This is a genomic window from Haloarcula sp. CBA1129, from assembly GCF_008729015.1.
GTDB lineage: Archaea > Halobacteriota > Halobacteria > Halobacteriales > Haloarculaceae > Haloarcula.
On record NZ_RKSM01000001.1, the window covers coordinates 3,043,871 to 3,057,707 of the forward strand.

A 13,837-nucleotide genomic window follows, 5' to 3' on the forward strand; every position below is an offset into this window, starting at 1 on the left:
GCGTGATTTTTTGTCGAGGGGCTGAGAACCGCGGGACATGGACAACGATGCGGATGCCGACGCAGGTGCAATCGCCTTCGGGACGGACGGCTGGCGAGCGACGCTGGACGTATTTACAAAGCCGCGGGTCCGGATGGTGGGTCAGGCCGTTGCCACGACGCTCGCCGAGCGCGGGGCGACCGGGACCGTCGCCATCGGGTACGACGCCCGCGAAACCTCGCCCGGGTTCGCAGACGAACTCGCACACGTCCTGCGCGCGAACGGCTTCGACGTACTCCTGCCGGACCGGGACACGCCGACGCCGATTGTCGCTTGGACGGTCAAGGATCGTGATCTCGCGGGGGCGCTCCAGATCACGGCCAGTCACAACCCACCGGAGTACAACGGCGTGAAGTTCATCCCCGGCGACGGCTCGCCGGCGCTGCCCGACTGGACGGCCGCCTTCGAGGAGAACCTCGCCGTCCTCGACCCGCTCCCCGAAGACGAGTGGGGTGAGCGAACCGAGGACGACCTCATCGGTCCGTTCCACGACCACGCGCTGGACTTCGTCGACACCGACCTCGACGGCCTGCCGGTCGCCTACGACGCGCTGTACGGCAGCGGCCGCGGCGTCACCGATGCACTCCTTGAAGCGGCCGGGGCCGACGTGACCCGGCTCAACTGCGTACAGGACCCCGAGTTCGGCGGTGGGTCGCCCGAGCCGTCAGCGGAAAACGCCGAAGGACTCGTCGAGGAGGTCAGCGAGGGCGACGCCGCGCTGGGCATCATCAACGACGGCGACGCCGACCGCATCGGCGTCGTCACGCCCGACCGCGGCTATCTGGACCCCAACCTGTTTTTCGCCGCGATGTACGACTTCCTGCTGGAGGACGGCACGGGCGACGTCGTCCGAACAGTCTCGACGTCCAGCATCGTCGACCGCGTCGCCGAGGCACACGGACAGGACGTCCACGAGGTCGCCGTCGGTTTCAAGTGGGTTGCCGAGGCGATGGCCGACCACGACGCGCTGTTCGGCGGCGAGGAGTCCGGCGGCTTCGGCCTGCCGGACCACCTGCGGAACAAGGACGGCGTGCTGGTGGCGCTTGTCGCCGCCGCCGCTGAGCACGAGGAGCCCCTCGATGCCCGCGTCGACCGACTGCTGGACGAACACGGCGAGATCCACCAGAACCGGATCAGCGTCGACTGTCCGGACGACCGCAAGGAGTCAGTCCTCGACGACCTCGAAACCGCACTTCCCGACACACTGGCGGGGGTCCCTGTCGACGGTATCAACACCGTGGACGGGTTCAAGATCCGACTCGACGACGGGACGTGGGTGCTTGTCCGCCCCTCCGGAACGGAGCCGAAACTTCGCGTCTACGCCGAGGCATCGAGTGCGGAGCGCGTCGAAGAGCTATTAGAAGCGGGCCGCGAATTGGTCGAACCGCTGGTCTGACCTCACTTGGTTTCGCTGACGACGTACGTCCCGGCCACGCGGTCGCCGAGGCGCTGTGCGTCGTCGCTCACGAACATGACGGCCGCCTCGACGAGGAGCCAACCGACCATCAGAACGAGCGCGAACACGAACCCGAACCCGCCGAGAATGCCGCCCAGAAGGAGCATAATCGGGAACGGCGCGAGTAGCACGCCCGTCCGGACTAACCGGTCACGCTGGCTCGGCGGCGCGCCGTTCTCGTCGACGACCGCGACGTTCTGGGACCGCTTTCCGACTGTTTCGTTCGACTCGGCGTAGTAGCCGAAGTAATAGACGAGTACCGCACCGATAGCGAGCCATAGGGCGAAGTTGATGACGATACCCAGCAGCCCCGCGGCCAGCATCGACCCGCCGCCCATCGCGCCCGGGCTCTCGGGCGAGGCGGCGGCCATCGCCCCGACCGAGAGGACCGTGTTGAGAACGAACGTGACGAGCCATAGCCCGAATGCGACGGCGCTCAGAATAGCGAAATCGATGAGGTATGCGACGACCCGGTCATCCCGAGCTTCGACTGCGTTTTCAGCGACAGTTGCTGCCATTGTCTTAAAACCGTTCTCGAAACTATCTAAAGAATGTTACGACGCCGTGCCAACCGTTGCGACCCGTTCCTGAGAAACTGCGACGGCTACGCGCGCTCGCCACGAAACCGGTCGGGCTCGTCCAGCGGCTCGATATCGAACCCCAGAGCGTCGTAGAACGGTCGCACGTCCGCGTCGAACTCGGCGGTGACCCGGTCGCGCCGGTCGAGCGCGGCCTTGACGAGTGCTGTTCCGATGCCTTGGTCGCGGCGACTGCGGCGGACAGCGACAGCTTCGATGTGAGACCCGTTGAGCACGAGTGCGCCGAGGATGCGCCCATCCGTCTCGCTGTCACCGGACGCTGCGACGAGTGTGCCGCCGTCTTCAGCACCCGCTCGCACGGTCTCGACGGCGATTGAGAGGACCGCCCCGTCGAGGACGTTCATCACGGCGGGCACTTCGTCGAGGTGCGCTGTACGGACGTGCATCGCTGTGCTAGAGGCCACTGTTCAGCGACTCAGCCGCCCTTGATGAGCCTGACGACCCGAACGTGGGTGTGCTCGACTGGCTGGTCCGTCGGCACGTGCTCGCCGTCGACGAGGACGGACACCTCGTGGGGGCTCAGGTCGACCGGCGCGAGCAGGTCGGCGTAGGTCGCGCCGTCGCCCACCTCCAGTTCGTGGGTGTCCTCGCCGGCGATTTCGACGGTGACGTGCATGCCCGGACGTACTCCGCCGAGGCACCTGAGACTGTCGACTCGCGGGGTTTAAGACCGGCCCACGCTTCCCATCGTCCATGAGTGAGGCCGAGTCCGAGTCGCGGGCGGGACGCGAGGAGGTCTGGATCGAGAAGTACCGCCCGCAGACGCTCGACGACGTGATGGGCCACGAGAACATCGTCGGGCGGCTCAAGAGCTACGTCTCGCGCAACGACCTGAGCCACATGCTCTTTTCCGGCCCTGCGGGGACGGGGAAAACGACGTGTGCGACGGCTATCGCCCGCGAACTGTACGGCGACGACTGGCGCGAGCACTTCCTCGAACTGAATGCCTCCGACGAGCGCGGTATCGACGTGGTCCGGGACCGCATCAAGAACTTCGCCCGGACGAGTTTCGGCGGCGTCGAGTACCGTATCATCTTCCTCGACGAGGCCGACGCCCTCACGTCCGACGCCCAGTCGGCCCTGCGCCGGACGATGGAACAGTTCTCGAACAACGTTCGCTTCATTCTCTCGTGTAACTACTCCAGCCAGATTATCGACCCGATTCAGTCACGCTGTGCGGTCTTTCGGTTTTCGCCGCTGGCCGACGATGCCGTCGCCGAAGAAATCCGAAATATCGCCGCCGAGGAGGACATCGAACTGACCGAGGATGGACTCGACGCGCTCGTCTACGCCGCTGACGGTGATATGCGGAAAGCCATCAACGGCCTGCAAGCCGCGTCGGTCAGCGGTGATACGGTCGATGAGTCGGCGGTGTACGCTATCACCTCGACGGCCCGTCCAGAGGAGATTCGGACGATGGTCCAGTCGGCGCTGGACGGCGACTTCACCGCATCCCGGGCGACCCTCGATAGACTGCTGACCGAGGAAGGGATCGCCGGCGGTGACATCATCGACCAACTGCACCGCTCTATCTGGGAGTTCGACATCGGCGACGAGGCAGCTGTCCGGGTGCTCGAACGTATCGGCGAGACCGACTACCGCATCACCCGCGGCGCGAACGAGCGCGTGCAGCTCGAAGCGATGCTGGCCTCGCTCGCACAGGGCGAGTAAGCGTCTCTTTCGTTGTAGTTCGACTACGTCTCCCTGACAACAGTAATGCCCGGCTCAATACTCGGCCCCTTCGGAACAGTTTTAGGCGAACGTGGGCCAACTGAACACCAATGAGCGACCTCGACGAGGCCTACCAACTCGACTACTTCGAAGAGGAAGGCTTCCACAGACAGGAGTGTGCCTCCTGTGGCGATATGTTCTGGTCCCGTGTCGAGCGCGAGACCTGCGGCGAGCCGCCGTGTGCCGAGTACGACTTCATCGACAACCCCGGCTTCGACGAGTCCCACTCGCTGACGGAGATGCGCGAGGCGTTCCTCTCTTTCTTCGAGGAGCGCGACCACGAGCGCATCGACCCGTACCCGGTCGCGGCCAACCGCTGGCGCGACGACGTACTGTTGACGCAGGCGTCGATCTACGACTTCCAGCCGCTGGTGACCTCGGGGACGACGCCGCCGCCGGCGAACCCGCTGTGTATCAGCCAGCCCTGTATCCGGATGCAGGACATCGACAACGTCGGCAAGACCGGCCGACACACGATGGCCTTCGAGATGATGGCCCACCACGCGTTCAACGCGCGAGAGGACATCGAAGACCCCGAGCAGTACGCCTACGAGGGCGAGGTGTACTGGAAGGACGAAACAGTCCGGTACTGTGACGAACTGTTCGAGGAGATGGGCGCGAACCTCGATGAAATCGTCTACATCGAGGACCCGTGGGTCGGCGGCGGCAACGCTGGCCCGGCCATCGAGGTCATCTACCGCGGGGCCGAACTCGCCACGCTGGTCTTCATGTCGATGGAGCAGGACCCCGATGGCGAGTACGAGATGAAAGACGGCAACCGGTACTCGCCGATGGACACCTACATCGTCGACACCGGCTACGGGCTCGAACGCTGGACGTGGATGAGTCAGGGGACGCCGACGGTGTACGAGGCCGTCTACCCCGACATGATCGCCTTCCTCAAGGACAACGCCGGCATCGAACTCACCGACGAAGAGGAGCGGATCGTCCACGAGGCCGCGAAACTCGCGGGCCGGATGGACATCGACGAGGCCGAAGACATCGAGGCCGAACGCGACACCATCGCCGCCGAAATCGGCGTCGAGGTCGAGGAGATGCGGGCCCTGATGGCACCGCTTGAGGACATCTACGCCATTGCCGACCACTGCCGCACGCTCGCGTACATGCTCGGCGACGGCATCGTCCCCTCGAACGTCGGAACTGGCTATCTGGCACGGATGGTGCTGCGCCGCACGAAGCGACTGGCCGATGGCGTCGGCGTTGACGCGCCGCTGGACGAACTCGTCGATATGCAGGCCGAACGCCTCGACTACGAGAACCGCGATACTATCCGCGACATCGTCCGTACCGAGGTCGAGAAGTACCGCGAGACACTGGACCGCGGCGGCCGGCGCGTCCGCCAGCTGGCCGGCGAGTATGCGGAGAAAGGTGAGCCGATTCCGACCGCAGAACTGGTCGAACTGTACGACTCCCACGGCATTCAGCCGGACATGGTCGAGGAGATCGCCGCCGAGAAAGGCGTCGATGTGGACGTGCCAGATGACTTCTATGCGGTCGTCGCCCAGCGCCACGGCGGCGACGACACCGACACCGAGGAGTCACAGACACCCTACGCGGACCGGCTCGAAGAACTGCCCGAGACCGACCGGCTCTACTACGAGGACCAGCAGCGGACCGAGTTCGAGGCTGTCGTTCTGGAGGTGTTCGACCGCGACGACGGGGATTACGACGTAGTGCTCGACCAGACGATGTTCTACCCCGAAGGCGGTGGCCAGCCGCCGGACGAGGGCGCGCTCTCAACTGACGATGTCTCCGCCGAGGTGACTGACGTCCAGCAGTACGGCGACGTAATCGTCCACACCTGCGACGACGACCCCGGCAAGGGCGAGTTCGTTCGCGGGCAGGTCGACGCGACCCGTCGGCAGCGTCTGATGCAACACCACACGGCGACCCACATCGTCATCCACAGTGCCCGGCAGGTGCTCGGCGAGCACGTCAGGCAGGCCGGGGCCCAGAAGGGGACCGACTCCGCTCGCATCGATATCAGCCACTACGAATCGGTGAGCCGCGAGGAGGTCAAGGCAATCGAACGCCTCGCAAACGACATCATTCAGGACAACATCACCGTTTCTCAGGAATGGCCCGACCGCAACGAGGCAGAGGAGCGCCACGGCTTCGACCTCTATCAGGGCGGGATTCCGGCTGGCGAGCAGATTCGGCTCATCACCGTCGGCGACGACGTACAGGCCTGCGGTGGCACCCACGTCGCCCGCACTGGTGATATCGGAGCCGTCAAACTGCTGAACACCGAGCGGATTCAGGATGGCGTCATCCGCCTGACGTTCGCGGCGGGCAACGCGGCCATCGAGGCCACCCAGCGCACCGAGGACGCACTCACCGAGGCCGCAGATATCCTCGACGTCGCGCCCGATGCTGTCCCGGAGACCGCCGCACGGTTCTTCGACGAGTGGAAGGCCCGCGGCAAGGAGATCGAACAGCTCAAAGAGCAACTCGCCGAGGCCCGCGCCAGCGGTGGCGGCGACAGCGAGGAAGTCGACGTGGGCGAGGCGACCGCCGTCGTCCAGCGCATCGACGCCGACATGGACGAGCTCCGCGCGCAGGCCAACGCCATCGTCGAGCAGGGCAACATCGCGGTGCTCGGGTCGGGACTCGACGGCGCGCAGTTCGTCGTCTCCGTCCCCGACGGTGTCGATGTCGACGCGGGCGAGGTCGTCGGCGAACTCGCGGGTCGTGTCGGCGGTGGCGGCGGCGGCCCGCCGGACTTCGCACAGGGTGGCGGTCCCGACACGGACGCGCTCGACGACGCGCTCGACGACGCGCCGGAGATCCTGCGAACTGTCGCAAACGTCTGAACGGTCCCCGTTCTTTCTCGCCGTTGGTGCCGCTCTGTAGCCATCGCTTCGCACAGTTGTCCGATTGGGGCTCGATGTTCTGCCCGAACGACCCAAATCCACTCAATGGATACAATTACATTTAGTTGTATTAGGTGTATCTGGATGCCCTTCCAAAAGTATTTTTAGTAACTGCCCATCTATATCGGATATGGTCGAAAAACGTGACATCGACCACATCAAGGCCCACACCGAGTACGTTCGGTCACAACGGACGTGTCGGCGTTGTGGGACCGGTGTCCCCGCTGCGAGCGGTCCCGACGAACTGTGTGACAACTGCAGCAGTACCCGTGCTACCTGACTCATGAGTACGACCACGACGCCCCCGTCGGACACCGACTTGGATGAAACGCCCGAGTTCGAACTGGACTGCCGGTACGACGACCCCGAGAACCCATCGGAACTGACGATTTTTCCCTCGGACCTCCAGCAATCCGTGACCGAATGGGTCACCGCGGACCGATCAGCGACTGTCTCGCTTGAGGAACTGCGCTGACCAGCGTCTATCGCGCGCCTATTCGCTCTGACACAGTCTTCTGGCGTCCTGCATCGCCTCGTTGGTCTCGCAGACGAGCGTCAGGTGGTCGCCGCTCGCAAGACGGAAGTCCCTGTCGGGGACTCTGTCGGTTCCGTTGCGGCTCACCATTGCGACCAGACACCCGTTCGGGAGTTCTTCCGCTGTTTCCGCTATCGTCCGGTCGGTCAGCGAGTCGTTCCTGAGTTCGACCTCCAGTACGTCTCCGGTGCGAGCGGAGTCCGACAGCCAGTGGGCGAGAGATGGTCGCTCGACCGCGTCGTCGATGGCGTCGGCGACGGCGAAGCCGGCGGAGATCGTTTCGACATCGAGGTCCTCGAAGGCCTCGACGTTGTCCGGCTGGTTCGCTCTGGCGACCACCGTATCGACATCGAACCGAGTCGTCGCCAGCTGTGCGACGAGCAGGTTCACGTCGTCGTCTGCGGTCGCGGCGACGACGACGGATGCCCGGTTTGCCCCTGCTTCTTCGAGGACGCTCGCGTCCGTCGCGTCCCCGCGGACGACGCGGTGGCCGTCCGCCCGGGTCCGCTCGACCGTGTCTTCGTTGCTGTCGATGAGAACGACCTCCTCGCCGCGTGATTCGTACCGCACTGCCAGTTCCCGACCGACACGACCGCCACCGACGATGAGTGTTTGCATGGGAAGGATGTCAAGCGCTTGCGCGAAGTGACGGGCCAGCCCGCCTTGAAACATGACGGTTGCGAAGATGACGAGAAAGACAGTGCCGACGAGGACCGTCGCAGCCTCCGGGTTTTCTGGCCGCAGCTCGATGGCAAACAGCGTGGCGACGCTGGCCGGAACGATACCCCGTGGCCCCATTGCACCGACGAACATCCGCTCGCGAACCGTCAGCCGACCGCCCAGCGTCGAGAGGAACACGCCCAGCGGGCGGACGAGCGCGACGACGGCGATAACGACCACGAGGCCGCCGAACCCGAGCGCGCGCAGGTCGCCGAGCGATAGCTGGGCGGCCAGCACGATGAACACAAACGAAAGGACAAACAACGTGATGCCGCCCTTGAAGTCGGCTACTTCCTCCTCGTGAGGGATGTCGGCGTTCCCAAGCACGATCCCGGCGACGGCGGCGGCTGCGATGCCGGCCTCTGAGAGCCACATACTCCCCAGTGCGTACGATAGCAGCGCTGCGGTCAGGACCACGACACGGGCGTTCTGTGTGGCGTTGTCCGCCGAGAGGTGCCACCGTTGAAGCAGCAGTGCGATGCCGCCGCCGACGGCGATGCCGACGACGTGGCCCACGACCAGCCGGGCGATGAACGCCTCGACGACGACCACCGGCGAGGACTGGCTTGCAATGACGAACTCGAACGTCGCCACCGCGAGGATAGCGGCGGTCACGTCGTTGATAATCCCCTCTGTCTCCAGTGCAGCAGCGACCCGGTCACGGACCGGGACGACCTGCATAATGGGCGTAATGACCGTCGGTCCGGTGGCGATTAGCAGGCTCCCGACGAGGACGGCCACCGGCCACGTCGTCCCGAACACGACTTTGACGGCCGTTGCGGTTCCGACAAGCGAGACGAACGCGCCGATTGTCACTAGTCCCAGCGCCTCTCTTGACGCCTCACGGACCCGCTCGACGGTGAGGTGGAAGGCCCCCTCGAAAACGATGATGCCGACGCTGAGGCCGATGATGGCCTGCAGCCCGGTCTGCCCGAATATCGCGGGGTCGACCAGCCCGAACGCCTGCGGGCCGACGAGGACGCCGGCGACCAGCAGGAAGGCGACGCTTGGGATCTGGAGCCAGTCGGCGACCAGTTGCGCGGCGACACCCAGACTCACGACCAACACGACAGCGCCGATAAGTGATGCTGCTCCGGACACGGGATTGGCGGCCCTTCGACAGCCAGCGCTAAAGACCTACGCACCGAAAGAGCCACACTGCCAGCGACGGAACCGGCGGACAATGCCGACCGCACGTAACGGCGACGTATCCCTCTACTACGAGGCTGACGGCGATGGCCCGACTGTCGTGTTCATCAACGACGTAGGATACGGCGCGTGGCTCTGGGGCTGGCACTACGACGCCGTTGCCGGCCCGTACGAGACGGTGGTATGGGACCTCCGCGGCACTGGCCGGTCGGACGCACCGGCGGGGCCGTACGATGTGGGCACGCTGGCGGCCGACCTCGAAGCCGTTCTGTCCGACCACGGCGTTGGGAGCGCCCACCTCGTCGGGGCTGGTCTCGGCGGGATGGTCGCACTCCAGTATGCCCACCAGTACAGCCGCGCCCGCTCGCTGACGCTGTACTGCACGGCCGGGTCCGGCGACGCCGTCGACCGGGCGGCACTGGATGGGCTCGCGCTCGATTCCCCGTCGTCGCTTGACGGGGCGTTCTCGTCGGCGTTTCGCGACCACGACCCGGAACTCATGGAGCGAATCGAAGGCTGGCGCGCCGACGAGGATGCGACTGGCGCGGCCCGCGACGCGCAGACTACAGCGATGACAGCCTTCGATGCGCCGCCGCTGTACGAAATCACCCAGCCCGCCGAGGTGTACTACGGGCTGGACGACCCCGTCGTCGAACCCGAGGCCGCGGAGTCGCTGGCGGCCGACCTCCCCCGCGGGACCGGGGAGGCCGTCGAGGGCCGCCATTGCTGTTATATCGAGCACGCGCCGGCGGTGACCGACCGCTTGCTGGCGCTGCTGGACGAGCAGACCGAGTGAGTGACCGGAGCGGCCGACTGACCGGACGCAACCCACAAATACGCGGCCTGATAGGTGATAGGTATGACTGACCGGACGGCGGCCGTCACGCGGACCACGGCCGAGACGGACATCGAGGTTACGCTCGACGTCGACGGCGACGGCGACAGCACCATCGACACCGGCATCGGCTTTTTCGACCACATGCTCGACTCGTTCTCGACCCACGGACTGTTCGACCTGACCGTGCAGTGTGACGGCGATCTCGACATCGACGACCACCACACCGTCGAGGACGTCGCCATCACGCTCGGTGAGGCGTTCACCGAGGCACTGGACGACAAGCGCGGCATCCGCCGGTTTGCCGACCGCAAGGTCCCGCTCGACGAGGCCGTCGCGAGCGTCGTCGTCGATATCTCCGGCCGGCCGTACTTCGAGTTCGACGGCGACTTCTCACAGGCCGAGGTTGGCGGGATGACCAGCCACATGGCTCAGCACTTCTGTCGCTCGCTTTCGATGAACGCCGGGCTGACGCTACACTGTGGCGTCGAGGGCGAGAACGCTCACCACGAGATAGAGGCGCTGTTCAAGGGGCTGGCGCGGGCGCTCGACGACGCGACCCGAATCGACGAGCGCCGGTCCGATGTTGCGAGTACCAAAGGCGAACTATAGCCCGACCGTCTCGTACTCGATGTTACCGCCGTCCTCACGGACCCGTATCGCGCCGTCGAACTGCGCCTTGATGCTGTTGACGACTGTCTCCTCGTGGATCCCCGGGTCCAGTGTGAACACGCCGAGATAGTTCGCTGCCGACACCCGTCCGGTCAGGACGTGGAGGAAGTTGAACACGCGGTCGAAATCGGTGTACTGCAACACTGTCGACAGTGAGAGAACGGCCATGCGGAGCCCGTCGGTTGCGTCGGCTCCGATAGCACGGGTACATTTCACGATGTCCATTCCGATTCCCGTGATGTCTTCCGGCGACGCCGTACAGGCCAGCCGCCGGTCCGGGTAGAAGCCCGGGTTGCCGACGCCGGAGCAGTCGATGAGGTAGGCGTCGTCCAGTGCCGGCCGCTGGTCGCGAAGCGTGTTCGCCGGCGTCCGAGGCGTGAGGACGGCCCCGGACTGGCCAGTTTCAAGCCCGTAGCTGACGATGTCGAGCGCCAGCCTGTCTTTCCCGACCATCGGTGGCCCCAGAATGAGGAGGTTGGAGCCGGCAGCCACGGGGCCAATCTCTGCCAGCGGGCCGTCGTCGACGAGTCGGTACGACTCGACCCGTGATCGCGTGGCCGCCCCGTCCGAACTCATCCGTCCTCGCCTCCGGCGAGATCACGGAGCTGGCCAACGAACGTGGCGTCGTCTAACAGCTCGGCCTGCTCGTGTTCTAGATCGGCCTTGAGTTCCTCAATACGACGCTTGAGGGTCTGGTAAGCTTCGCTCGCTTCGAGTTCCTCACCCTGCTTTTCCGCCTGCAGCGCCGACCGTTTCGCCACAAGCGAACGGTACTCCCTGACAGTCTCGGCGTAGGCGTCGCGTTCGAGCAGCTCCGCCACCGTCTCCTGAAGCGTCTCGCGGCTCGGCGGCTTCGTGATGTAGGCGTCGAACCCCATCTCCAGAATGTCGAAATCGGGGTCGACAGCGGTCACCATCGCCACGTACGGGTCGAAGTCGCTGGCGTGGATCTCCGCAAGGACTTCGGCGCCGGACAGTCCGGGCATCATTCGGTCGAGCAATACCACGTCCACGTCGGGGCCGAGAGCATCGAGCGCGGCCGCGCCGCTGTCTGTCACTCTGACCTCGTAGTCGTCGCTGAGCCAGAGCTGGTAGGATTCGGCCACGTCGGGTTCGTCCTCGACGACGAGGACGACCGGCTCGGTGTCTGCACTCATTACAGATGTTCTACGGCGAGACAGGCTTCAGTGTTCCCCAGCGGCATCAAGCGTGATAATGAACGCAGCCCCTCCGGCGGGGGTGTCCTCGATGCTGACCCGGCCACCGTAGCGCTGGATCATCGAATCGACGAAAAACAGGCCAAAGCCGGAGCCGCTCGATTTCGCGTGGCCGCTCTCCTCGCGACGTAACACTGCCTCTTTCCTGTCGTCTGGAATCCCCTGCCCGTCGTCGGCGATACGGACAGTCACCGTGTCGCCGGTCCGCTCGACGGCTACCGAGAGCGTAAGCGATGCCGGATCGTTGTGCTCGATGGCGTTCGACAGGATGTTCCCGACGACTTCACCGAGCAGTTCGTTCGCCAAGACTGTCACGCCGTCCTGAATCTCTGTCTCGTAGGTGACCTGTGGATACGTCTCTCGAAGCGTCGCCAGTTCCTCCCGAAGCACCCGGGAGACAGACACCGCTTCGAGATTGATGTCGCCTTCGCTTGCGAGGGTCTTGATGATTCGCTGGACGCGGCTGACGATGGTCGACATATCGTCACACCACGCGAGGATGGTTGTCGCCATGTCCCGGACGTGGTCGTCGTCGTGATCGCTGAGCACGTCGGCACGGGTCTGGATGACGGTGAGTCCGTTGAGCACGTCGTGACGGAGGATACTGTTGAAAAACTCCAGTTGTTCGGTCTGGCGCTCCAGAGTCCGCTCGCGCTCGGCCCGTTCTAGGGCGACTCTGGCGTTCGCGCCGAGCAAATTCGCCATCGATACCTCTTCCTCTGCGAACCCTCCACCGCCCTCGGCGGCGACGCCGAGAACACCGTAGTCGCCGAGTGGAACCAGCGTGACGGCGCTGTCAGACGCCAGATTGGTCTGGTGTGAGAACCGACAGCCGTCATTCTCGACAACGGTCCTGTTCTGAATGAATGCGGTGCCCATCGCTGATGCCTCGTCGAGCGGTATCGACACCTCACCGAAGGCCGTCGCTGCCGGCGTGGTCAGCGCTGCGGGTGACAGCCGCTCGCCGCTCTCGTCGACGAGCCAGATACCAGCGTACTCGTAGTTCAACAGGAGTTCAACCGTCTCGACGACGTTTCGGCAGACATCCTGCTCGCTCTCCTCGCTCATCAGCTCCCGGGTGACGCCGTGGAGTGACTCGATAGTGTTTTCGTACCGTTTCTGTTCGCTGATGTCCCGGACGACGATGACGGCCATTTCCCGATCGGCCATCGATGCGACCGACAGCGCTATCGGAAACGTGGTGCCGTCGGTTCGCCGCCCGAGCAGTTCACCGCGCCACTCGCCGTCGACACCAAGCGCCGTGTCCATCACCTCGTCCAGTCTGTCCGCGTCCTCCGTGTGGAAGCACCGGTCGAGTGACCCCCCTTCCAGTGCGTCCGTCTCCAGCCCGAACAGATCGGTAAACGCCCGGTTGACTTCGACAAACGTCCGATCCCCGTCGACAATCGCGATGCCGTCCCGTGACGTTTCGACAGCGGTCTGAGCGAGTTCGGCCTGTTCGCGGAGATCCTGCTGGAGCACGTCGTAGTAGCCGACAATCGCACCTGCCAGTGTCCCCAGTGAGAGCTGCGTGATGAGCTGGTAGCCATAGCCGATAAGCGCCGCGTCCCCGATGCGAAGGAGGAACAGCTCCCAGACGCTGAGCAGGACGAGCACCGCCAGCCCGGCGCTGGCCCACGCGGCGATTCGGAACCGGTCGGTGCTATCGTAGTCTGTCGTCGTGAGCCAGCCGCCGAAGGCGATGAGCGTCGTGCCGATGGCGAACGGCACCGTCACCTCGAGTACTTTCGAGCCAAGCGGCTGGCCGCTGAGCTGGAGCTGACCGGCGACGAGTCCGAGCACCGCCGCACCGACCAGTGCCAGTGCCCAGTCCACCAGTACGGCGAACTGGGATGTACACGGCCGCCCCGTTCGCTCCTGCATTATTCGTCACTGGCACTCCAGCGGTGTAAACGCGACGGCTACTTCGCGTCAGGTTCGGCGCCGACCGTATCGCGCTGTCGGCATCGATTAGTGGGCCCGCGATGAC

Annotated in this window: 14 protein-coding genes; 7 read left to right on the forward strand and 7 right to left on the reverse strand. The window is 64.9% G+C overall.

Features of this window, described 5'->3' with window-relative positions; translation table 11 throughout:
* Positions 1–37 precede the first annotated feature (37 nt).
* The gene (locus Har1129_RS15390; RefSeq protein ID WP_151101525.1) at positions 38–1,435 is read left to right on the forward strand and encodes a phosphoglucomutase/phosphomannomutase family protein; all 1,398 of its coding nucleotides are present in this window, start codon (positions 38–40) and stop codon (positions 1,433–1,435) included.
* A 2-nt stretch (positions 1,436–1,437) separates the two neighbouring features.
* Here Har1129_RS15390 and Har1129_RS15395 read toward each other — a convergent pair whose 3' ends face one another.
* The 3 genes from Har1129_RS15395 to Har1129_RS15405 form a co-directional block, all read right to left on the reverse strand.
* Complete coding sequence (locus Har1129_RS15395) at positions 1,438–2,013, reverse strand: RDD family protein (protein ID WP_151101527.1); 576 nt, start codon at positions 2,011–2,013, stop codon at positions 1,438–1,440.
* A gap of 86 nt (positions 2,014–2,099) precedes the next feature.
* Positions 2,100–2,480, reverse strand: a complete 381-nt coding sequence (locus tag Har1129_RS15400) for a GNAT family N-acetyltransferase (RefSeq protein ID WP_151102172.1) — start codon at positions 2,478–2,480, stop codon at positions 2,100–2,102.
* A gap of 29 nt (positions 2,481–2,509) precedes the next feature.
* Positions 2,510–2,710, reverse strand: coding sequence for a ubiquitin-like small modifier protein 2 (locus Har1129_RS15405; RefSeq protein ID WP_151101529.1), 201 nt, complete (start codon positions 2,708–2,710; stop codon positions 2,510–2,512).
* Between the two features lie 77 nt (positions 2,711–2,787).
* Between Har1129_RS15405 and Har1129_RS15410 the strand changes: the two genes are divergently transcribed.
* The 4 genes from Har1129_RS15410 to Har1129_RS15420 all read left to right on the forward strand — a co-directional run bounded on the left by Har1129_RS15410 (position 2,788) and on the right by Har1129_RS15420 (position 7,194).
* The gene (locus Har1129_RS15410) at positions 2,788–3,765 is read left to right on the forward strand and encodes a replication factor C small subunit (RefSeq protein WP_151101530.1); all 978 of its coding nucleotides are present in this window, start codon (positions 2,788–2,790) and stop codon (positions 3,763–3,765) included.
* A 110-nt stretch (positions 3,766–3,875) separates the two neighbouring features.
* Positions 3,876–6,659 (forward strand): alanine--tRNA ligase, encoded by a 2,784-nt coding sequence (gene alaS, locus Har1129_RS15415; protein ID WP_151101532.1) that lies wholly within the window; start codon positions 3,876–3,878, stop codon positions 6,657–6,659.
* A gap of 190 nt (positions 6,660–6,849) precedes the next feature.
* Positions 6,850–6,999 (forward strand): hypothetical protein, encoded by a 150-nt coding sequence (locus tag Har1129_RS20715; RefSeq protein ID WP_191906090.1) that lies wholly within the window; start codon positions 6,850–6,852, stop codon positions 6,997–6,999.
* A gap of 3 nt (positions 7,000–7,002) precedes the next feature.
* The gene (locus Har1129_RS15420) at positions 7,003–7,194 is read left to right on the forward strand and encodes a hypothetical protein (protein WP_151101534.1); all 192 of its coding nucleotides are present in this window, start codon (positions 7,003–7,005) and stop codon (positions 7,192–7,194) included.
* Positions 7,195–7,212: 18 nt separating this feature from the next.
* On the opposite strand, the gene Har1129_RS15425 is transcribed toward Har1129_RS15420, so the two are convergent.
* Positions 7,213–9,075, reverse strand: a complete 1,863-nt coding sequence (locus Har1129_RS15425) for a cation:proton antiporter (RefSeq protein WP_151101536.1) — start codon at positions 9,073–9,075, stop codon at positions 7,213–7,215.
* A gap of 82 nt (positions 9,076–9,157) precedes the next feature.
* On the opposite strand from Har1129_RS15425, the gene Har1129_RS15430 reads away from it, so the two are divergent.
* Positions 9,158–9,919, forward strand: a complete 762-nt coding sequence (locus Har1129_RS15430) for an alpha/beta fold hydrolase (protein WP_151101537.1) — start codon at positions 9,158–9,160, stop codon at positions 9,917–9,919.
* 63 nt (positions 9,920–9,982) lie between these two features.
* Positions 9,983–10,570 carry an imidazoleglycerol-phosphate dehydratase HisB gene (hisB, locus tag Har1129_RS15435; RefSeq protein ID WP_151101539.1) on the forward strand — a complete coding sequence of 196 codons (588 nt, stop codon included), beginning with the start codon at positions 9,983–9,985 and terminating at the stop codon, positions 10,568–10,570.
* On the opposite strand, the gene Har1129_RS15440 is transcribed toward hisB, so the two are convergent.
* Genes Har1129_RS15440 through Har1129_RS15450 form a run of 3 tightly spaced genes read right to left on the reverse strand, consistent with a single transcriptional unit; the run spans position 10,565 to position 13,731 of the window.
* On the reverse strand, positions 10,565–11,206 hold the full coding sequence (locus Har1129_RS15440; protein WP_151101541.1) for a hypothetical protein: 642 nt from the start codon (positions 11,204–11,206) through the stop codon (positions 10,565–10,567). The genes hisB and Har1129_RS15440 overlap by 6 nt on opposite strands.
* On the reverse strand, positions 11,203–11,787 hold the full coding sequence (locus tag Har1129_RS15445) for a response regulator (RefSeq protein ID WP_151101542.1): 585 nt from the start codon (positions 11,785–11,787) through the stop codon (positions 11,203–11,205). Before Har1129_RS15445 ends, Har1129_RS15440 begins: the two co-directional genes overlap by 4 nt.
* 27 nt (positions 11,788–11,814) lie before the next feature.
* Positions 11,815–13,731, reverse strand: coding sequence for a PAS domain S-box protein (locus Har1129_RS15450; RefSeq protein ID WP_151101543.1), 1,917 nt, complete (start codon positions 13,729–13,731; stop codon positions 11,815–11,817).
* Positions 13,732–13,837: the final 106 nt, after the last annotated feature.

Excerpts from the sequence above, each read along its gene's own strand:
- Har1129_RS15390 (WP_151101525.1), top strand. The coding sequence starts at position 38 with ATGGACAACGATGCGGATGCCGACGCAGGTGCAATCGCCTTCGGGACG.
- Har1129_RS15395 (WP_151101527.1), bottom strand. The coding sequence starts at position 2,013 with ATGGCAGCAACTGTCGCTGAAAACGCAGTCGAAGCTCGGGATGACCGG.
- Har1129_RS15400 (WP_151102172.1), bottom strand. The coding sequence starts at position 2,480 with ATGCACGTCCGTACAGCGCACCTCGACGAAGTGCCCGCCGTGATGAAC.
- Har1129_RS15405 (WP_151101529.1), bottom strand. The coding sequence starts at position 2,710 with ATGCACGTCACCGTCGAAATCGCCGGCGAGGACACCCACGAACTGGAG.
- Har1129_RS15410 (WP_151101530.1), top strand. The coding sequence starts at position 2,788 with ATGAGTGAGGCCGAGTCCGAGTCGCGGGCGGGACGCGAGGAGGTCTGG.
- alaS (WP_151101532.1), top strand. The coding sequence starts at position 3,876 with ATGAGCGACCTCGACGAGGCCTACCAACTCGACTACTTCGAAGAGGAA.
- Har1129_RS20715 (WP_191906090.1), top strand. The coding sequence starts at position 6,850 with ATGGTCGAAAAACGTGACATCGACCACATCAAGGCCCACACCGAGTAC.
- Har1129_RS15420 (WP_151101534.1), top strand. The coding sequence starts at position 7,003 with ATGAGTACGACCACGACGCCCCCGTCGGACACCGACTTGGATGAAACG.
- Har1129_RS15430 (WP_151101537.1), top strand. The coding sequence starts at position 9,158 with ATGCCGACCGCACGTAACGGCGACGTATCCCTCTACTACGAGGCTGAC.
- hisB (WP_151101539.1), top strand. The coding sequence starts at position 9,983 with ATGACTGACCGGACGGCGGCCGTCACGCGGACCACGGCCGAGACGGAC.
- Har1129_RS15440 (WP_151101541.1), bottom strand. The coding sequence starts at position 11,206 with ATGAGTTCGGACGGGGCGGCCACGCGATCACGGGTCGAGTCGTACCGA.
- Har1129_RS15445 (WP_151101542.1), bottom strand. The coding sequence starts at position 11,787 with ATGAGTGCAGACACCGAGCCGGTCGTCCTCGTCGTCGAGGACGAACCC.
- Har1129_RS15450 (WP_151101543.1), bottom strand. The coding sequence starts at position 13,731 with ATGCAGGAGCGAACGGGGCGGCCGTGTACATCCCAGTTCGCCGTACTG.